This is a genomic window from Streptomyces sp. NPDC107522, assembly GCF_055657525.1.
This window is the reverse complement of record NZ_JBVKAU010000006.1, coordinates 491023-511406: the sequence shown is the minus strand read 5'-3', so window position 1 is coordinate 511406 and position 20384 is coordinate 491023. Positions and strand designations below refer to the sequence as shown.

The following is a 20384-nucleotide window of genomic DNA, read 5'->3' as shown; positions in this document are numbered from 1 at the left end:
CCGCCAACGTGTCGTGCCCCCGGCGACCGCCCGGGTCACGACCCCAGGATCGACGCCAGGAACTCCCCGACCCACCCGAGCAACTCCCGCCCGACCAGCGGCTTCCCGCCCACCTTCGCGGTCTTCGGGCGCGGCACCAGCACCTGGTGCACGGCCGGCTTGATGACGCTGCCCGGGTACAGCCGCTTGACCCTGAGTTCCTGGGACTCGCGCAACTCCACCGGCGCGAAGCGGATGTTGTTGCCCTGCAGGACGATCTCGCCGACGCCGCATGCGCGTGCCAGCATCCGCAGACCCGCCACCAGGAGGAGGTTCTCGACCGGTTCGGGCAACTTGCCGTAGCGGTCGACGAGTTCCTCGCGTACGGCCTTGATGTCCTCCTCCGTGTTGGCGGAGGCGATGGAACGGTAGGCCTGGAGGCGCAGCCGCTCGCCGGGCGCGTAGTCGTGCGGGACGTGCGCGTCGACGGGCAGTTCGATCTTGACCTCGAGCGGCGGCTCCTCCTCGACGCCGCCCTCCAGGGACGCCCGGTAGTCCGCGACCGCCTCGCCGACCATACGGACGTACAGGTCGAAGCCGACGCCCGCGATATGGCCGGACTGCTCGCCGCCGAGCAGATTGCCCGCGCCGCGGATCTCCAGGTCCTTCATCGCCACGTACATGCCCGCGCCCATCTCGGTGTGCTGCGCGATGGTGGCGAGACGCTCGTGAGCCGTCTCCGTCAGCGGCTTCTCCGGCGGATACAGGAAGTACGCGTATCCGCGCTCGCGCCCTCGCCCGACCCGGCCGCGCAGCTGGTGCAGCTGGGAGAGGCCGAAGTTGTCGCCGCGCTCCACGATCAGGGTGTTGGCGTTGGAGATGTCGATGCCGGACTCGACGATCGTCGTGGAGACCAGGACGTCGAACTTCTTCTCCCAGAAGTCGACCACCACCTGCTCCAGGGCCTGCTCCGACATCTGGCCGTGGGCCGTCGCGATGCGCGCCTCGGGGACGATCTCGCGCAGACGGGCTGCCGCGCGGTCGATCGACTCGACGCGGTTGTGGATGTAGAAGACCTGGCCCTCGCGCAGCAGTTCGCGGCGGATCGCGGCGCCGATCTGCTTCTCCTCGTACGGCCCGACGAAGGTCAGGACCGGGTGGCGCTCCTCGGGCGGGGTGGTGATCGTCGACATCTCCCTGATGCCCGTGACCGCCATCTCCAGGGTTCTCGGGATCGGGGTCGCGGACATCGTCAGCACGTCGACGTTGGCACGCAGCTTCTTCAGCTGCTCCTTGTGCTCGACGCCGAAGCGCTGCTCCTCGTCGACGATGACCAGGCCCAGGTCCTTGAACTTGGTCTCCGAGGAGAACAGCCGGTGCGTGCCGATGACGATGTCCACCGAGCCGTCCTTCAGGCCCTCCAGGACCGCCTTCGCCTCGGTGTCGGTCTGGAAGCGGGACAGCGCCCGGGTGTTCACCGGGAACTGCGAGTAGCGGTCGGAGAACGTCCCGAAGTGCTGCTGCACCAGCAGGGTCGTGGGGACGAGTACGGCCACCTGCTTGCCGTCCTGGACCGCCTTGAAGGCGGCCCGTACCGCGATCTCCGTCTTGCCGTAGCCGACGTCGCCGCAGATCAGGCGGTCCATCGGGACCGACTTCTCCATGTCCTCCTTGACCTCGGCGATGGTCGTCAGCTGGTCGGGGGTCTCGGCGTACGGGAAGGCGTCCTCCAGCTCGCGCTGCCAGGGGGTGTCCGGGCCGAAGGCGTGCCCGGGGGCCGCCATGCGCGCGCTGTACAGCTTGATCAGGTCGGCCGCGATCTCCTTGACCGCCTTCTTGGCCCGCGCCTTCGTCTTCGTCCAGTCCGCGCCGCCCAGACGGTGCAGGGTGGGCGCCTCGCCGCCGACGTACTTGGTGATCTGCTCCAGCTGGTCGGTGGGGATGTACAGGCGGTCGCCGGGCTGGCCGCGCTTGGCGGGGGCGTACTCCACGACGAGGTACTCGCGCGTGGCGCCCTGCACGGTCCGCTGCACCATCTCGATGTAGCGGCCGACGCCGTGCTGCTCGTGGACGATGTAGTCGCCCGTCTCCAGGGTGAGCGGATCGATGGTCTTGCGGCGGCGGGCCGGCATGCGGGCGCCGTCGCGGCCGGCGGCCCTCTGCCCGGTCAGGTCGGTCTCGGTCAGGACGGCCAGCTTGAGCGCCGGGTCGACGAAGCCGTACTCGATCGAGCCGCAGGCGACATGCACGACCGACGGGGAGATCTCCCCCAGGTCCGCCTCCAGGCGTGCCGCCACGCCCTCGCCGCCGAGCACCTCGACCGTGCGGGCCGCCGGGCCGTGGCCCTCGGTCACGAAGACCGTGCGCCAGCCGTCGGCGAGCCAGCCCTTGGTGTCGGCGAGGGCCTTCGCGGTGTCGCCGCGGTACGACTCGGGGGCGTGCATGCCGAGCTTGAGGGTGTCGCCCGCCGCGTCAGCGGCAAATGTCTCCGTGAGCTCCTCGTCGGCCGCGAAGGGCGAGACCGACCACCACATCATGTCCAGCTCGCGCGCGCGGTCGCGGACGTCCGCGATGGACCACAGGGAGGCCGCGCCGACGTCGATGGGCGCCTCGCCGCCGCCGGCGGTGGCGGCCCAGGACGCCTGGAGGAATTCCTGCGAGGTGGCCACGAGATCGGCGGCACGCGTGCGTACCCGCTCCGGGTCGCATACGACGGCCATGGCGCCCTTGGGCAGGACGTCGAGCAGCAGCTCCATGTCGTCGACGAGGACGGGCGCGAGGGACTCCATGCCCTCGACCGCGATGCCCTCGGCGATCTTGCCGAGGAGCTCGCCGAGCTCCGGGTGCTGTTCGGCGAGGGCACGCGCGCGTGCGCGGACGTCGTCGGTGAGGAGGAGTTCGCGGCAGGGCGGCGCCCACAGGCCGTGCTCGGCGATTTCCAGGGAGCGCTGGTCGGCGACCTTGAAGTAGCGGATCTCCTCGACGTCGTCGCCCCAGAACTCGATGCGCAGGGGGTGTTCCTCGGTGGGCGGGAAGACGTCCAGGATGCCGCCCCGTACGGCGAACTCGCCGCGCTTCTCGACGAGCTCCACGCGCGCGTACGCGGCGGCGGCGAGGGCCTCCACGATGGTGTTCAGGTCGGCGGTCTGGCCGGTTCGCAGGGCCACCGGTTCGAGGTCGCCGAGGCCCTTGACCTGGGGCTGCAGGACCGAGCGGACGGGGGCCACGACGACGGAGACCCGGCCCGTCTCGGGGTCGTCGGGGCGGGGGTGGGCGAGGCGGCGGAGCACCGCGAGGCGGCGGCCGACGGTGTCACTGCGGGGGCTGAGGCGCTCGTGCGGGAGGGTCTCCCAGGACGGGTACTCCACGACGCCCTCCGGAGGGAGGAGCGAGCGCAGGGCTGCCGCCAGGTCCTCGGCCTCCCGGCCCGTCGCCGTCACCGCCAGGACCGGGCGGTCGGTCTCGCGGGCGAGGGCGGCGATCGTGAACGGGCGGGCCGCCGGGGGGCCGACCAGGTCGACGTGCATGCGGTTGCCGTCTGCGGCCGCCTTGGTCGCTTCCGCGAGGGCGGTGTCCTTGACTACGGCGTCGAGCAGACCGTGCAGGCTCATTCGGGGGCGCTTTCCGTCCTGGGTGGGCAACGCGAAGGGCCCGGCGCGTGGTACGGGCCGGGGGTTCCAGCGTACGTCGCTGCGCGGGCGGGTGCCGGGGGCTGTGGATAACGTCCGTTCTCTGTGCGTCGGCGCTGCGGCGGGGCCCGGCCTTTTCTCGCCCCCGCCGCCCCTACCCGTCCCATCCTGAAGGGGCTCCGCCCCATCGACCCGGCCCCTGGGGGCTGCCGCCCCCAGACCCCCGCTCCGGCCCTGAAGGGGCCCTGTCCTCAAACGCCGGACGGGCTGAATACGGTCACCGGCGTCGAGAGGTGCCGCCACCCGCGGGTGGGTGGGGGCCAGGGACGGTTGCGGCCTCGTCCTCGAACGCCGGACGGGCTGAATGCGTCGGCACGCAAGTGCCCGGCCATTGAAGGCCACGCATGTACACCGCGTAAGGTCCCCCTCATGCCCACCCCCGCCGCCTCCGCGACGTCGAACACATCCTCCGAACCCCACATACCGGCGCAATCCACGCCACGCGCTTCGGAGACGGAGCAGCCCGAATCCGCTCGGCGTGATCCCTGGCTGCTCGCCGTGGTCCTCTTCGTCGGGTACGCGGTCGTCTCCGTCGGGCGGTATCGGCATCTCGGACAGCGGTCGTGGGATCTGGGGATCTTCGAGCAGGTCATCCGTTCGTACGCGCACCTGCAGGCGCCGGTCGCCGACCTCAAGGGGCCGGGGTTCAACATCCTGGGCGATCACTTCAGCCCCGTGACCGCGCTGCTCGCGCCGCTGTACCGGATGTTCCCCTCGCCGGTCACGCTGCTCGTCGCCCAGGCCGCGCTCTTCGCCCTGTCCGTCGTCCCCGTCACCCGTGCCGCCGCCCGGCTGCTCGGGCGGCGGCACGGGCTGGCGCTCGGTGTCGCGTACGGGCTGTCCTGGGGGTTGCAGCAGGCCGTCGACTTCGACTTCCACGAGATCTGTTTCGCCGTACCGCTCATCGCCTTCAGCCTCGAGGCGCTGCTCGCCCGGCGCCGGCGTGCCGCGCTGCTCTGGGCGCTTCCCCTCGTCCTCGTGAAGGAGGACCTGGGGATGACCCTCGCCGCCCTCGCCCTGGTCGTCGCCCTGCGGGCGCGCCGTGACTCCCCGCGGGCGGCCCGGTATGCGCTCGGCGTCGCCGTCTTCGGCGTGGTGGCCGTCGCCGTCACCCTTCTGCTGGTCATACCGGGCTTCAACACCGCCGGCACCTACGACTACTGGAACAAGGTGAACGAGTCGGAGGGCGGCGGCCCCTTCGACGGCCTCGACACCAAGCTCCGTACGCTCGGCTGGCTGCTCATACCCACCAGCGGGCTGCTCGCCCTGCGGTCGCCGATTCTCCTCGTCGCCCTGCCCACCCTTGGGTGGCGCTTCGTCTCCTCCTACTCGCAGTACTGGGGCACCGACTGGCACTACAGCGCCGTCCTGATGCCCGTCGTGACCCTCGCGCTCGTCGACGCCCTCGACAGCACCCGCAGCAGCACGCGCGCGTGGCTGCGGTCGTACGCCCATCAGCTGCCCGCAGCCGTCGCCGCCGCATCCCTCGCGCTCACGACCTCGCTGCCGCTGGCCGCGCTGACCGAGAGCGAGATCTATCGCAAGCCCGCGCGCGTGAGCGCCATCGAGCGGCTGCTGGCCGAGGTTCCGGACGGGGCCTCCGTCGAGGCGAACATCGCGCCGATCAGCCGCCTCACCTCGCGGTGCCGGGTCTTCTGGGTCAGCAACACGCACGGCATCGACCCGGACTTCATCGCCCTCGACAACTCCCGCAAGCGCTACCGCGACGTCGAGGCCTACGCCGAGGCCCTGCACCCCGACGCCCGGTACACCGTCGACGGCACCGCCTACGGAGTCGTACTCCTCAAGCGGCAGACCCAAGAGACCGGATAGAGCCGGAGACCGGACGGAGACGGACGCGGGCCCGGTCCGAAGGTCATCCCTCCGGACCGGGCCCTCCCCCGCAACCCCCGTGTGCGGTGGCCATGGCTGCCGGGCGGCTACTCGGTCGCTATCGCGTTCAGTACGTTCATCCGGCCCGCCCTGAACGCCGGGATCAGTGCCGCGAACAGGCCCACGAAGGCCGAGCCGATGAAGACACCGATGATCGTCGGCCACGGGATGTCCAGGACGTTCAGGCCCTCCAGCGCCAGGAGCTTCTGGGCCGTCGCGCCCCAGCCCATGCCGAGCCCCAGGCCCAGCAGGGCGCCGAACAGGGCGATCACCACGGACTCCATGCGGATCATGCGGCGCAGCTGGCGGCGGGAGAGGCCGATCGCCCGCATCAGTCCGATCTCCCTGGTGCGTTCCACCACCGACAGGGCCAGGGTGTTCACCACGCCCAGGACGGCCACGATGATCGCCAGGGCCAGCAGGCCGTAGACCATGTTCAGGAGCTGGCCCATCTGGTCCTTGAGCTCCTGCTTGTAGTCGGTCTGGTCGCGGACCGGGTACTGCGGGTAGTCGTGCAGCGACTTCTTCAGGGCCGCGTACGCCGCCTCCTCCTGCCCGTCCTTCGCCTTGCCGAGCAGCATGTCGCTCTGCGGGATCCGGTCGGCGGGGACGTACTTCTGCAGGGTCTCGATGCTGATGTAGCGCGCGCCCTGGTCGAAGGAGGTGTCGTCGTCCGTGATGGCCGCGACCTCCAGCTTCGCGGTCTCGCCGCCCTTGAAGGCGACAGTGATGGTGTCGCCGACGTGCACGCCGTGCTTGGTCGCGTAGTCGGAGCCGACCGACATGGCGTCCTTGCCGTAGGCGGCGGACAGGGTGCCCTCCGTGGTCGTACGGCGAAGGTCCTCGGCGTACGTCGGGTCGGCGGCGGTGAGCCCGGTGTCGTCGGTCCTGCCGTCCGGCGAGGTCAGCGTGGCGTTGACCTGCTTGGAGCGGGTGACGTGTTCCAGTCCCGGCGTCTGCCGCATCGCCTGCTCGGCCTGCGGGACGATCCGCTGCTGCTGGGCCAGGACGATGTAGTCCGCGCCCACCGACTTGTCGAGCTCGCTCGTCGCCGAGGCGACCATCGAGGAACCGACCACCGACAGGCAGGCCACCAGCGCGAGGCCGATCATCAGGGCGGCGCCCGTGGCGCCGGTACGGCGCGGATTGCGCAGGGCGTTGCGCTCGGCCATACGGCCGACCGGGCCGAAGGCCCGCAGCAGCACCGCGCTGATCACCCGGACCACGCCGCCCGCGAGCAGCGGGCCGATGACCACGAAGCCGATCAGGGTCAGCACCACGCCACCGCCCAGCATCAGCGCACCGTCGCTCGCCTTGTCGGCGGTGGCGGCCGCGTAGAGGGCGTAGGCGCCCCCGCCGGTCAGGACGAGTCCGAGCAGGCCGCGCACCCAGCCCGCCTTGCCGTCGGCCGGTGTGCCGGCGTCGCGCAGGGCGGCCATCGGGGAGACCTTGCCCGCGCGGCGGGCCGGCAGATAGGCGGCGAGGACCGTGACCACGACGCCCAGGACGAGGCCGGCCACCGGAGTCGTCACCTTCACCGTGAGGTCGTCGGTGGAGAGGTTCATGCCGGCCATCGACATGAGCTTCATCAGGCCGATCGCGATGCCGACACCGGCACCGACGCCCAGTATCGAGCCCACGAAGCCCAGCAGCAGGGCCTCCACGAGCACGGAGCGGTTCACCTGCCTGCGGGACGAGCCGATCGCCCGCATCAGGCCGATCTCCCTCGTCCGCTGGGCGACCAGCATCGAGAAGGTGTTGATGATCAGGAAGATGCCGACCAGGAACGCGATCCCGGCGAAGCCGAGCATGGCGTACTTGATGACGTTCATGAACGCGCCGACGTCCTTGCGGTTCTCGTCGGCGTTCTCCTTGGCCGTCTGAATCTTGTACGGGCCGTCGAGGGCAGCCGCGACGTTGCGCTTGAGCTGCGCGTCGCTGACGCCGTCCGCCGCGGTGACGGAGACCTGCGTGAAGCGGCCGGTGGCGCCGAGGAGGGTGCGCTGGGCGGTCTCGGTGTCGAAGTAGACGGCGGCCGCGCCCGGGTTGGTCACTTTCCAGGAGGCGATGCCGACGATCCGCGCGCGGATGTCGCCGGTGGCGGCGATGGTGCGCAGTTCGTCGCCGAGCTCGAGGTCGTGCTTGTCGGCGGTGTCCGCGTCGACCATGACCTCGGTGGGCCCGCGCGGGGCGTGTCCCGAGGTGATCTCCATGGACTTCAGGTCGTTGACCGTCCAGTTGCCGGCGAACGTGGGCGCACCGGTGCTGGACCCCATGTTCTTGTTCTCGGAGTTGACGACGGTCACGCTCGCGGAGGCGACCGCGCCCTCCGCCTTCTTGACGCCGTCGACGGCCGCGACCTGCTCGACGGTCGAGGCGGGCAGGGAACTGGGCCGGCCCGTGCCGTTGCCGTCGTCCTCGTCCTCGGCGTTCTTCGGGCTGACGGTGACATCCGACGAGGTGACGGCGAAGAGCTTGTCGAAGGTGGTGTTCATCGTGTCGGTGAACACGAGCGTCCCGCACACGAAGGCCACGGACAGGAGCACCGCCACGGCCGACAGGGCCATGCGCCCCTTGTGCGCGAAGAAGTTGCGCAGGGAGGTCCTCAGGACGGTCATGACGTACGCCCCCGGGCGTCGAAGTCCTTCATGCGGTCCAGGACGGCGTCGGCGGTCGGCTTGTACATCTCGTCGACGATGCGCCCGTCGGCGAGGTACAGCACGCGGTCCGCGTACGAGGCGGCGACGGGGTCGTGCGTGACCATCACGATGGTCTGGCCGAGCTCGTCGACGGACCGCCGCAGGAAGCCGAGCACCTCGGCACCCGCGCGCGAGTCGAGGTTTCCGGTCGGCTCGTCACCGAAGATGATCTCGGGCCGCGCGGCCAGGGCACGGGCCACGGCGACGCGCTGCTGCTGACCGCCGGAGAGCTGGGTGGGCCGGTGCTTGAGCCGGTCGGAGAGTCCCACCGTGTCGACCACGCGCCCGAGCCACTGCCGGTCCGGCTTACGGCCCGCGATGTCCATGGGCAGCGTGATGTTCTCGATGGCATTCAGCGTCGGCAGCAGGTTGAACGCCTGGAAGATGAAGCCGATCCGGTCCCGGCGCAGCTGCGTGAGCTTCTTGTCCTTCAGCCCGGTGATCTCGGTCTCGTCGAGGTAGATCTGGCCGCTGGTGACGGTGTCGAGCCCGGCGAGGCAGTGCATGAGGGTGGACTTGCCGGACCCCGAGGGCCCCATGATCGCGGTGAACTGCCCGCGTGCGATGTCCACGTCCACATGGTCGAGGGCGACGACCCGGGTCTCCCCCGACCCGTACGCCTTGACGACCTGCCGCGCCCGCGCGGCAACGGCCGTACGCCCTCCAGTGCCCCCGTGCCTGGGAATGGTCACAGCCGATGTCACGGTATGTCTCCTATGTCGGTCAGTGGATGGGCGTACGAGGCCGTCTGCCGGTACGTCCTGCGGTCGTTCTGCGGTCGTTCTGCGAAGTGGTGCGCGGTGGTACGTCGTTGAGTCTGGCGCCGGAGAGGGGTCCGGCGCGCTGGTGCCGAGCCCCGTCTTGTACGGGGGAAAACCCCACCCCCGACGGTTCGGTCAACCGCCCCCCAGCGGCGTGAAGCCAGGCTAAGGACGAACCCCTTGGCGTCTCGTCCTCCGCCGGTACCAACCCTCCCCGAGACCTGATACGGAGGTCCCCCTAGGGGCTGTCCGCCCTTCGGTGGAGCGCGCCTCGGGGTCGTCTCCCCCTTTGGACGCATCCAGGCTCCACCCTCCCGCGACGTGAGGGTCAAGTGGGAAGCTGTTCGGCGGCAGATAGGTGCAAGGGGAAAGCAAAAGGAGAAGGGGGCCCGGTGGGCCGTACGACACCCGCGATACGCGACACCGCACAGCGCACCGGAACCGAGAAGCGGGGCGCCGTGGTCGCGGCCCTGATGCTCGCGATGGCGCTGGCGGCACTGGACGCCACCATCGTCTCCACGGCCGTACCGCAGATCGTCGGCGAGCTCGGCGGCTTTACGGTCTTCTCCTGGCTGTTCTCCGGATATCTGCTGGCCGTGACCGTGACCCTCCCGGTGTACGGCAAGCTCTCCGACACCTTCGGCCGCAAGCCGGTGCTGGTCGCGGGCGCGGCGCTGTTCCTCCTGGGGTCGCTGCTGTGTGCGGTGGCCTGGAACATGGGGGCGCTGATCGCGTTCCGGATCGTGCAGGGTCTGGGCGGCGGGGCTCTTCAGGGCACCGTCCAGACGCTGGCCGCCGACCTGTACCCGCTCGAGGAACGCCCGAAGATCCAGTCCAAGCTGTCCACGGTGTGGGCGGTGTCGGCGGTGGCCGGCCCGGGGGTGGGCGGGGTCCTGGCGGCGTACGCGGACTGGCGCTGGATCTTCCTGATCAACCTGCCGATCGGGGCGGTGGCGTTGTGGCTGATCGTCCGCCATCTGCACGAGCCGCAGCGGGACACGGCCGGGAAGGGTGCGGACACGACGGGCACGCGCGCGCGTGTCGACTGGGCGGGGGCGTTGGCGGTGTTCGCGTGCGGGGGCGTGCTGCTGACGGCGCTGGTGCAGGGCGGGGTGGCGTGGCCGTGGCTGTCGGGGCCGTCGATCGCCCTGTTCGGTACGGGACTTGCGCTCGCGGCGGTCGTGGTCGTCGTGGAGCGCCGGGCGGCCGACCCGATCATCCCGGGCTGGGTGTGGCGCCGCCGGACGATCGCGGCGGTGAATCTCGCGCTGGGCGCGCTGGGGCTGCTGATGGTGGCGCCCACGGTGTTCCTGCCGACGTACGCGCAGTCGGTGCTCGGTCTGGCCCCGGTGGCGGCCGGATTCGTGCTGTCCGTGTGGACGTTGAGCTGGCCGGTGTCGGCGGCGTTCAGTCAGCACATGTACCGAAGGATCGGGTTCCGGAACACCGCGATGCTGGGGATCGGTTCCGCGTCGCTGATCCTGCTGGCGTTCCCGTTCCTGCCCTATCCCGGGCAGGCCTGGCAGCCGACGCTGCTGATGCTGTTGCTGGGGGCGGCGCTGGGGCTGTTCCAACTGCCGCTGATCGTGGGGGTGCAGTCGACGGTGGGGTGGTCGGAGCGGGGGACGACGACGGCGTCCGTGCTGTTCTGCCGCCAGACCGGGCAGACGGTGGGCGCGGCGCTCTTCGGCGCGGTCGCGAACGGCGTCCTGGCCTCGCGGCTCGGCGGGGCGAGCGACCTGGACTCGGTGACCCGGGCCCTGGACTCCGGCGGCACGGCCCCGGAGGCCACCAGGCGGGCCATCGCCGACGCGGTGCACGCCGTGTACCTGGGCGCGTCGTGCGCGGCGGCGCTGGCCTTCCTGGTGCTGTTGCTGCTGGCGCCGAGGCGGTTTCCGGTGCTCAAGGAGGACGTGCCCGGAGAAGGCGTCCCCAAGGGGGACGCCACCAGAGAAGACGCCCCCAGGGAAGACGCCCTCAGGGAAGACGAACGCTGACCTCGGGGCTGGCCGGAGACGGCCCGTCGAGCAAGGGCTGCGGGACGCCCTTCAGATGCAGGTCGAAGAACGCGGCGACGTACGCGCGCGTGAGGGCCTGCGAACGCAGGTAGGGCAGTTGGGCGGTGTCGGGGATGCCGACCAGTTCGGCGAGGAGCGGTACGTCGGTGAAGGAGCCGTGGTCGGCTCCGGCGACGGTCAGCCAGCGCTTCCAGCCGTCCAGATCGGCCCAGGCCTGGTTCCAGTCCTTGTCGAGGGTCCTCTCCTGCTGCCCGAACATCAGGAAGGGACGGCCGCCGAGGCCGGAGGAGGGGACCGGGATCTGGAAGGTCCCGTCCATGTTCACACCGGCTCGCACACGCGGGTCCCCTGCCATCGTCGTGGCCGCGGAGGCGCCGCCGATGGAATGACCGGCCATACCGATGCGCTTGGAGTCGATCACGCGCGCGTGCCGCCAGGCGGGGTGACGGCCGGTCAGCCGGTCCACCACGAAGGAGACGTCCTTGGCGCGGCTCTCCACGACGGCCTCGCCGACCTCGGGGAACTCGTCACAGATGGCGCACGGCAGCGTCTGCCCGTCGGGCAGGGTCGTACCGGCGTTCTCATACGGATGGTCGACCAGCGCGACGACGTACCCACGACTGGCCAGATCCTCGGCGAGACCGGTGAGCGTGGCGCGCGGGAACGTGAACCCGGGCGAGAGCACGACGAGCGGGAACCTGCCGGGCGCGGGGCGCGCGTCGGTGTGCGCCCAGGTACGGACGCCGCTGATCGTCTCGGGCGGGACGGTGACGTCCGGGGCCCTCAACTCCAGCAGGTGCCGGGCCTCTTCGAGGGTCATGTAGGGGGCGGTCGGTCCGCCCGTGCCGGGTCGGGCGGGGTAGTACATGGACACCATCAACTGCCGTGCTCCGGCGGACGGAACCCACGGATCCTGACGATCGGCGTCGACGAGATGGATGGTGCTGCGGCCCACGGCGTGGGGGCCGGTGGGGCGGGGCAGTCGGGCCGCTTCGGAGAATGTGACTTCGGAGGACGCAGGGGCGAGGGCGGCAGCGGTGGCGGTGCCCGCGCCGACGGCCGGGAGGGTCAGGGCCGGTCCGAGCGCGAGCACTGCCGCGGTTGCCGCGACCGCTAAGAGGCGTGATCTGTTCATGCCGAGGACGGTAGGCCGCGGTCCCCTGACCTGGCGTCATCCTGCGGTCGGCTCCCCGGAAACCCCCGTGCGACCTCGGACGTACGGACATACCCTGACCGCCATGCCGACCCTGGAGCGCCTACGCGCCGACCACGCGGACGCCCTGCTGGCCTTCGAGCGGGAGAACCGCGAGTACTTCGCCCGCTCGGTCCCGGACCGCGGGGACGCCTACTTCACCCCTGCCGGGTTCGCCGCCAGGCACGCGGCGCTGCTGGCCGAACAGGACGCCGGGATCTGCCACTTCCACGTCGTGCTGGACGCCGAGGGACACCTCATCGGCCGCGTGAACCTGATCGACGTCGCCGACGCGTCCGCCGAGCTGGGATACCGGATCGGCGAACGGGCGGCGGGCAAGGGCGTCGCGACGGGCGCGGTGGCACAGGTGTGCCGGCTGGCCGGGACGGCGTACGGGCTGACGTCCCTGGTCGCCGTCACCACCCTGGACAACCTGGCGTCCAGGTCTGTCCTCGAGCGCAACGCCTTCACCGCCGCGGATGACATCACCGTCGACGGCCGTCCCGGGATCCGGTATCGCCGCTCACATCTCGGGCACTGACAGGGCGGGAAGCGGCCCGCGAGGTCGAAGGGGGTGTCCTTGCCTGACGGTCTCCGCGCCACACGCCTCCCGTGACGGCGGCCGCAAGCGGAGAGAGCGGCGGCGACTGCCGCGAAGTCCACGACGACGCCCGCCCGTTGGCCCCCGCCCGCGACAGCAAGCCCCCGCCGTAGCCTCCGGCGGGAACAGCAGCTGGGCCGCACGCGCCTGCGAAATCTCAGCCCGATGCCATTACCTCTTCACACGGACGCCCCATTTCGAGGAACTGTCCGTAAACGAGGTCCAACAGCGCCGCGTAGGCGTGTTGGGAACGGGCGACGGCCTGGTCACCACCCGATGCCTCGTCACCGAGCCGATCCATTCGCGACATCAGCTCCTGAAGCATCGCGGGGACGTCGACCGGCGCCGGTTTGAAGATCCCGCTTTCCACGTAACGGATCACCGTCGTCACATATTCGTCCGCTTCCGCCAGGTCGCTGTGGGCAAGAATCAGATCCTTGCTCGCCCCGCTCCGGGGGAACGGCAGGTTGCGCCACAGGGTGTAGGCGTCGATGAAGCTGAGCACCATGTTCACGCTACCTGTTGGACGGTTGAAGGGCCGGCTGCCGGCACTTCTGGCGCGAGGCGGGCAGCAGGAGTGCGGGGCGCAAAGGTCTGAGTTAATGGCGGTAACACCCCAGGTCAGACGCGGTTTGGCGTAGTAAGCGCATACCGACCGCTCAGTTTGGTGAAAACCCCGCGCGTTCCCGGCACCGCGAAGTAACGTGCGTGACTCCGTTCGCCCACCCCCCACCTCCCTGCGGTCCGCCGCACCGGACCCGAGCCGCGCAAGGAGCACCGGGATGACCCCGTCCTACGACCCGTCACCGCCGTACCCGTACGGGCGAGATGACACGTCACCGCAATATCCGTACGGCCGGGGTGACACGTCGCCGTCATATCCGTACGGCCGGGGTGACACGTCACCGTCATATCCGTACGGCCGGGGTGACACGTCACCGTCGTACGCCACCTACCCGTGGCAACCCCCGGTCCCACCGGAACCTCCCTCACCACCACGCCACCGCACCCCGGACCGCCCGCCCCTCGGGCACCACAGCGACCTGCGGATCCTGCGCACCGCCTACCGCTGGCAGCGGCGGGTGGCGACGCTCACCGCGCTCGGGTACTTCACCCTCTTTCTGATCCTGTCCGCCTTCGCACCCGGGTTCATGACGAGCACGGTCGCCGACGGGCTGCCCGCCGGACTGCTGCTCGCGCTGCTGCAACTGCCCGTCACCTGGCTGGCGATAGCGCTGTACGAACACACCGCGCGCCGTTACGTCGACCCGCTCGCGGACCGCATCCGCAAGGAGGCCGAGGTGGACGCCAAGCGTGAGGCGGGGAAGCGGGGGACGGGGCGATGACGGACTTCAGCGGGAACGCGCAGGCGATGTCGCTGGTCGCGTTCTGCGCGGTGGCCACCATCACGCTGCTGCTGTGCGTGATGACGGGCCCGGACCGGGACGACCTCGACGAGTTCTACACGGGCTACAGCTCCCTGTCCCCCATGCGCAACGGCCTGGCGATCGCCGGCGACTACATCAGCGCGGCGACCGTCCTGGGCACGACCGGCGTGGTCGCGCTGTGCGGCTACGACGGCATCGTGCTGGCGCTGAGCACGGCCCTGTCGCTGATGCTGCTGATGTTCCTGCTGGCCGAACCCCTGCGCAACGCGGGCCGGTTCACGATGGGCGACGCGCTGACGCGCCGTATGCCGGGGCGGGGCGTACGGGTCGCGGCGTGCGCGGTGACGCTGGCCGCGCTGCTGCCGCTGATGCTGGTGCAGTTGGCGGGGACCGGGCAGTTGCTGGCATTCATCCTCGGCTTCTCGGGCGACTCCCTGAAGACGGGGTGCATCGTCGGGCTGGGTGTGCTGATGATCAGTTATGCCGCCATCGGCGGGATGAAGGGCACGGCACTCATCCAGATCCTGAAGATGGTCATGCTGCTCGGGTCGGGTGCCGTGGTCGCCGTCATGGTGCTGCACCGGTTCGACTGGGATCCGGGTGCGCTGTTCGACGCGGCGGCCGAGCGCAGCGGGGTCGGCTCGGCGTTCCTGGAGTCGGGGCTGCAGTTCGCGGGCGGGTCGTATCCGCGCCTCGACATGATCAGCTCCCAGATGGCGGTCGTCCTCGGCGGTGCCGTCTTGCCGCACATCACCATGCGTATGTACACGGCGAGCGGCGCGCGGCAGGTGCGGCGGTCGATGTCGTGGGCGGTGTCGAGCGTGGCGGTGTTCGTGCTGGTGATCACGGTCGTCGGCTTCGGGGCTACGGCACTGATCGGGCGGGAGGTGATCGCCGGGGCGGACCCGCAGGGCAACACGGCGTATCTGCTGGGCTCCCGGGCCGTCTTCGGCGCCGAGGTCTCGACCGCGGAGTCCTTCCTGTTCACGGCGGTCACCACGGCCATCTTCCTCACCGTGCTCGCCTCGGTCGCGGGCATGATCCTCGCCTGCGCCAACTCCCTCGCCCACGACCTGTTCGCCACCCGGGTACGGGAGATGTCGACGCACCACGAGATGACGCTGGCGCGGCTGTCGGCGCTGGGGGTCGGCGTCCTGTCGATCGTGCTGGCGACGATGGTCCAGCACCGCAGCCTGCAGCCGCTGGTGACCCTGTCCTTCACCCTGGGCGCCTCCGCCATCGCCCCGGCCCTCGTCTACAGCCTCTTCTGGCGCCGGTACACCCCGGCCGGTCTGCTGTGGACGCTGATCGGCGGCTCGGCGGTGGTGGTGATCCTGATGCCGGGGACCAACCTGGTCTCCGGCTCGCCGATCTCGGCCTTCCCCGACGCCGACTTCAACTGGTTCCCGTTCACGACACCGGGGCTGGTGTCGATTCCGGCCGGGTTCCTCTTCGGGTGGCTGGGGACGGTCGTGTCGGGGCGGGGGAAGGTGGAGGAGCAGCGACGGCGATACGAGGCTGTGGAGGGGTGGATTCTGGCGGGGGCGGTGCGGAAGGGGAGCTGAGCGGCGCGGCGGCGGGACGGCAAGGCGGCGGGGGCAGCTGAGCGGCCGGGCGGCAGAGCGGCGGAGCAGCTCGACGGCGGCCGGGAGAGCCCCGGACCGGGGAGGAGCCGTTCGCCGGGTCACCGCTCCGAACGTGCCGGCCCGCGACCGGCGTCGCTCACTCCAGCGCCGCCTGCCGCGTCAGCGTCGCCAGGCTGTGGCGCATCTGGTCCATGCTCTTGCGGACCTCGTCCCACATCTTCCCGTGCTCGTGCAGGATCCGCTCCGTCTCCCGGGCGATCTCCTCCGCCTGCCCCTGAGCCTGAGCGACCAGCTCCTCCGCATGCGCGCGCGCCTCCTCCTGCAACCGCTCCGCCGAGGCCTCCGCCTCCGTGAGCACCAGCTGCGCCTCCGCCACCGAGGCCTCGGCCTGCGCCACCCGCTCCGCCTCCGACGCCTCCAGCGCCGCCAGCCGTTCCTCGGCCTCCCGCTCGGCCTCTGCCCACCGCTCGGCCTGCTCCTTGTCCTGCTCGGCGAGCAACCCGGTGGTGCGCCGCCGTACCTCACGCAACGGGCCGAGCACCTCCCCCCGCCCGTCCTTCAAGGCACGCTTTGCGGTGATACGGATCTCGCCCGCCTCGTTGCGTGCCGCGAGCAGCCGCTGACGGGCGCACTCGTCGGCCTCGGCGCCCACGGCATCGGCGTACGCCTGCGCCGCGTCCCGCACCTCGTCCGCGTACGACTGCGCCTCCTCCACCAGCTGCTGCGCCTCCTGCCGCGCCCGCTCCCGCACCGCCGCGGCCTCCTCCTCCACCAGCTCGAAGATCCGCCGCGCTCCCTCCCCGAGCGACTCGTACGTCTGCGGGGCCAGCTGCGCCACCGTCTCGCGCAGCTCCTCCGCCTCCTCCTCCATCTCCCTGGCGAGCACGGTGAGACGGGCGGCGCGCTCCCAGGCGGCGTCACGGTCGTGGAAGAGGGCGGCGACATAGGCGTCGACCTGGTCGGGACGGTAGCCGCGCCCCCGTACGACCGCGAAGTCGTAGAGCGAGACCGGTGCGCTGCTCATCCTGAACCCCTCTCCGCTCCGAACGGATGCGAAATGATGATTTAGCGCACATCTTGATGTATCGGACGGAAGCGTTCATAACGCGACACTCCGCGCACGGGACACGGGCGGAGGCACGAAGACCGTCACGAAAAGCGCGTACGGGCGCATACGAAAGGGCCGGCTCCGGTCGCACAACCGAGAGCCGGCCCTTTCACGCCCGCACGCCGCTGCCGGCGGCAGCCGGGTGACGCCTACGAGGGGCTTGGCGACGTCAACGAGGGGGTGGGGGATGTCTGCGAGGGGCCGACCGACGTCCACGACGGGCCGACCGACGTCCACGACGGGCTCGGTGGCGTCACAGCAACCCGTCCCACATCTGCTCCAGCAGCACCGACCACCAGCTCTCCGGCGAGCCGAGCGCCGCCGGGTCGAGGGCGGCCAGCTGGGCCTGGAAGTCGACGGTCCAGCGGCCCGCCTGCTCCTGGTTCAGGCCGAAGCGAAGACGCCACATACGGCCCAGCAGCGCAAGGCAGCGCTGGAACTCCGGCAGCCCCGTGTTCACGAACTGCGGCGGTACGGGCGCACCGCCCGGCCCCGCCTCCACCGGCACGGCGACGATGTTCGCCGTCCCGTACTGCACACAGAGCGCCTTGCCGAAGTCACTGCCCATGACGAGGTACGAGCCCGCGTCCGAGGCCGGCTGCACCCCGCGCTCCGCCGCCAGCTCCGCGAGCGTCGGAACGGGCCGCCCCGGCTGGGCCTGCGCCCAGAAGAACGGACCCATGTCCATCGGCAGACCGCCGACCACCAGGCTGTGCGCCACGACCGGCGGCACGCCCTGCCGGGACACGGCGGCCTGCTCGAACCGGAAGATCCCCGGCCCGAACGCCCCCGCCAGCTCCTGCGCCACACCCTCCGGCGGAGCCGGCGGCGCCGCCTGCACCTGCGGCAGCGGGGCACGCACCGGCGCCGGCCGGGCGGGCCCGTCGGCGACCTGGTGCAACTCGCCCTGATGCGCGAGCAGTTGCTGCATACCCTGCTGCCGGCTCGCGTGATCCGTGCCGTACGGCGCAATGCTCGTGATCCGCGCCTGCGGCCACTGCTCCCGGATCATCCGCGCACAGTACGCACCCGGCAGCTCACACGACTCCAACTCCGTGTGCAGCTCCAGCACCTGGTCCGGCGGCACGTTCATGGCCCGCAGCTCATGGAAGATCTGCCACTCCGGGTGCGGCGTCCCCGGCGCCGAACGCCGGATCAGCTGCTGCTCGGACCCGTCCTGAGCGCGGTAGCGCAGGACGGCCTGGTAGCCGGGGCCGACGGTGGGCTGACCGGTGGGCTGGTGGGGGTAGCCGTAGGCCGGGGGTTGGGCCGGGCCCTGGCGGCCGGAGGCCGGGGGCCGGCCCTGTCCCGGGTGGCCGGGTGCGGAGGGCTGGCCCTGTCCCGGGTGCGCGGGCTGGCCTGGCTGGCCAGGCGGTGGTGGTACGGCCCCTGGCGACATGGGGGGCTGTGGGGCGGCCGGGGGCATGCCGGGGGCACCGGGCATGCCGGGAGGGGCGGGCGGGGCTGCAGCGCCGGGGGCGCCTGGCATGCCGGGAGCGCCGGGGCCCGCGGGAGCACCTGCAGCGCCGGGGGCGCCCGGAGCGCCGGGGGTGCCTGGAGCGCCAGGGGTGCCTGGAGCGGCAGGCATACCGGGAGCACCGGGGGTGCCCGGAGCAGCAGGCATACCGGGAGCACCGGGCGCCTGCGGCGGAGGCGGAACCCCGGGGCCGCCCACCGGGGGCGCGGCCAGCACCGTTTCCGCGTGGTGAACGGCACCGGCGGCGTCGCCCGCGGAGCCCGGGGCGCCTGGAGCGCGGGGAGCGCCGGGCGGCTGTGGGGCGCCCGGCGACTGCGGAGCACCCGGAGCACCGGGGGCACCGGGGGCACCGGGAGGCTGTGGAGCGCCAGGCATGCCCGGGGCGCCCGGAGTGCCGGGCGGGTTGGGGATGCCAGGCGGGTTCGGCCCACCCGGAGCGCCGGGCGCCCCAGGGGCACCCGGAGGCTGCGGAGGACTGCCCATCTGACCCGGGTCGGCCAGCACCGTGGCGGCATGATGCACACCGCCGGGCGCACCGGGCGGAATGGGAGCACCCGGCGGATTCGGGACACCGGGAGGATTCGGCGACCCGGGAGCACCCGGAACACCGGGCGGCTGCGGAGCGCCCGGCGCGTTCGCGCCCCCCGGCCCCTGCGGCGCACCCGGACCGGCAGCACCCTCAGGCCCATCCGGCCCCAGCGCCGACACGAGCTGCGTCGGAACGTACCCACCCGCCGGCGTACCCGGCGTCCCCGGAGCGGACGGCGGCGGAGGGGTACTCCCCGCCCGCGCCCCCGGCGTCCCCGGGGCACCCGGCGGAGGAGGCGGCGTCGCCCCACCCCGCGCGCGCGACGGAGGCGCCGCCTTGCTCGTCGCGGCATCGGCGATGTCCTCGGCATTCGGCGCAAGCGGCCGCCCCGGCACCCCGGGAGCACCCGGACCCTGCGACCCACCCGGACCACCGGCGGGCCCGCCCTGCGGGTAGCCGTACGACGGCGCGGGCGGCGGCATGGCACCTGGCACGGGAGCGCCCGGCGGGGGCGTACCCGGCACACCGGCACCCTGCGGATACCCGTATGACGACCCACCCGGCCCCGGCGAAGACGGCGGCGTGGCACCCGCACCCGGAGCACCCGGAGCACCCGGAGCACCCGGAGGCGGCGTACCCGGCACACCCGCCGCCTGCGGATACCCGTACGAAGCCCCACCCGGCCCAGGCGGAGGCGGAGGCATGCTGCCCCGCGGCGCACCACCCGGCACGCCCTGCGCGTTCGGCTCGTCGAGCGGCGGCTCGATCGCCGTCGGCGGCAGCTGGCTGCCGCCCGACATCAGCGCCGTCTTGGCATCCGGCGGCGCGGTGTCGTCACCGCTCAACGGCGGCGCGAACACCGTCTCCGGCAACGGCACGGAACGGTCCTCGAGGGCATCCGCACTCGTGTCCGTCCCGGCCCACGGAGTCGCACCCTCAGGCACACCGGCCGCAGCCGCGGCAGCACCCGAGCCGGCCGTCGCCGTCCCCGCCGGAACCCCGCCCGGCGTCTCAGGAAGCGCCCCGCCGCCAGAGGCGCCCGCAGACGCGCCACCGGAGGCAGCCGAACCCGCCCCACCATCAGAACCGGCACCATCAGACCCGGCCCCCGAACCCCCGTCCCGCCGATCCGAGATCCCCAGCCTGTCCGCCGCCTCCTGCAACCACTCCGGCGGCGTCAACAAGAACGACGTCTGATTCAGATCCACCCGAGCCGGAGCAGCCGGCACCGGCTCGGCCGCCGCGTCGGCACGGCCGTACTCCTCCTCGTACCGGCGAATCACCTCACCCACCGGCAGCGAAGGCCACAACGTGGCCTCCCCGCTGTCCCGGGCGATCACCAGCCGCTGCTCGCCGCCGCCCGAACGCGGCCCGTCGGCGCGGTCCTCGGCCCACACCACGAACCCGAGCTCGAACTCCCGCACCCGCACCTCACGATGCTGGTACGACGGCACATCCCCGTTG

The 20384-nt window shown here is 71.7% G+C and carries 13 protein-coding genes; 6 read left to right on the top strand and 7 right to left on the bottom strand.

The features are described from left to right. Positions 1–35: 35 nt before the first annotated feature. Complete coding sequence (mfd, locus tag ACZ7L6_RS22630; protein WP_471926591.1) at positions 36–3590, bottom strand: transcription-repair coupling factor; 3555 nt, start codon at positions 3588–3590, stop codon at positions 36–38. 447 nt (positions 3591–4037) lie between these two features. On the opposite strand from mfd, the gene ACZ7L6_RS22625 reads away from it, so the two are divergent. Continuing rightward, positions 4038–5501: a DUF2079 domain-containing protein gene (locus tag ACZ7L6_RS22625; protein ID WP_471926589.1), complete on the top strand. Its 1464-nt coding sequence runs from the start codon at positions 4038–4040 to the stop codon at positions 5499–5501. Positions 5502–5608: 107 nt separating this feature from the next. Here ACZ7L6_RS22625 and ACZ7L6_RS22620 read toward each other — a convergent pair whose 3' ends face one another. Both ACZ7L6_RS22620 and ACZ7L6_RS22615 read right to left on the bottom strand, forming a co-directional pair. After that, a complete protein-coding gene (locus ACZ7L6_RS22620) occupies positions 5609–8179 on the bottom strand; it encodes an ABC transporter permease (protein WP_471926587.1) in 2571 nt (856 codons plus the stop codon). Next, on the bottom strand, positions 8176–8964 hold the full coding sequence (locus tag ACZ7L6_RS22615; RefSeq protein WP_471926585.1) for an ABC transporter ATP-binding protein: 789 nt from the start codon (positions 8962–8964) through the stop codon (positions 8176–8178). Before ACZ7L6_RS22615 ends, ACZ7L6_RS22620 begins: the two co-directional genes overlap by 4 nt. Positions 8965–9413: 449 nt before the next feature. Here ACZ7L6_RS22615 and ACZ7L6_RS22610 point away from each other — a divergent pair, with 449 nt between their 5' ends. Then, complete coding sequence (locus ACZ7L6_RS22610) at positions 9414–11018, top strand: MFS transporter (RefSeq protein ID WP_471926583.1); 1605 nt, start codon at positions 9414–9416, stop codon at positions 11016–11018. On the opposite strand, the gene ACZ7L6_RS22605 is transcribed toward ACZ7L6_RS22610, so the two are convergent. Further along, positions 10999–12174: an alpha/beta hydrolase family protein gene (locus ACZ7L6_RS22605; RefSeq protein WP_471926581.1), complete on the bottom strand. Its 1176-nt coding sequence runs from the start codon at positions 12172–12174 to the stop codon at positions 10999–11001. The two genes, ACZ7L6_RS22610 and ACZ7L6_RS22605, sit on opposite strands and share 20 nt — an antisense overlap. Before the next feature lie 103 nt (positions 12175–12277). Here ACZ7L6_RS22605 and ACZ7L6_RS22600 point away from each other — a divergent pair, with 103 nt between their 5' ends. Then, a complete protein-coding gene (locus tag ACZ7L6_RS22600; RefSeq protein WP_471926579.1) occupies positions 12278–12772 on the top strand; it encodes a GNAT family N-acetyltransferase in 495 nt (164 codons plus the stop codon). A 217-nt stretch (positions 12773–12989) separates the two neighbouring features. On the opposite strand, the gene ACZ7L6_RS22595 is transcribed toward ACZ7L6_RS22600, so the two are convergent. Then, positions 12990–13340, bottom strand: a complete 351-nt coding sequence (locus ACZ7L6_RS22595) for a hypothetical protein (RefSeq protein ID WP_471926577.1) — start codon at positions 13338–13340, stop codon at positions 12990–12992. Positions 13341–13614: 274 nt separating this feature from the next. Between ACZ7L6_RS22595 and ACZ7L6_RS22590 the strand changes: the two genes are divergently transcribed. Next, the gene (locus ACZ7L6_RS22590; protein ID WP_471926575.1) at positions 13615–14178 is read left to right on the top strand and encodes a DUF485 domain-containing protein; all 564 of its coding nucleotides are present in this window, start codon (positions 13615–13617) and stop codon (positions 14176–14178) included. Further along, positions 14175–15785 (top strand): sodium/solute symporter, encoded by a 1611-nt coding sequence (locus ACZ7L6_RS22585; RefSeq protein ID WP_471926573.1) that lies wholly within the window; start codon positions 14175–14177, stop codon positions 15783–15785. The genes ACZ7L6_RS22590 and ACZ7L6_RS22585 overlap by 4 nt, the downstream gene beginning before the upstream one ends. Before the next feature lie 157 nt (positions 15786–15942). Here ACZ7L6_RS22585 and ACZ7L6_RS22580 read toward each other — a convergent pair whose 3' ends face one another. Further along, positions 15943–16830: a cellulose-binding protein gene (locus ACZ7L6_RS22580; protein WP_471926571.1), complete on the bottom strand. Its 888-nt coding sequence runs from the start codon at positions 16828–16830 to the stop codon at positions 15943–15945. 337 nt (positions 16831–17167) lie between these two features. Beyond that, positions 17168–19720, bottom strand: a complete 2553-nt coding sequence (locus ACZ7L6_RS22575) for an SUKH-4 family immunity protein (protein ID WP_471926819.1) — start codon at positions 19718–19720, stop codon at positions 17168–17170. On the opposite strand from ACZ7L6_RS22575, the gene ACZ7L6_RS22570 reads away from it, so the two are divergent. After that, complete coding sequence (locus ACZ7L6_RS22570; protein WP_471926835.1) at positions 19623–20117, top strand: hypothetical protein; 495 nt, start codon at positions 19623–19625, stop codon at positions 20115–20117. The genes ACZ7L6_RS22575 and ACZ7L6_RS22570 overlap by 98 nt on opposite strands. The last annotated feature ends 267 nt before the right edge of the window (positions 20118–20384 follow it).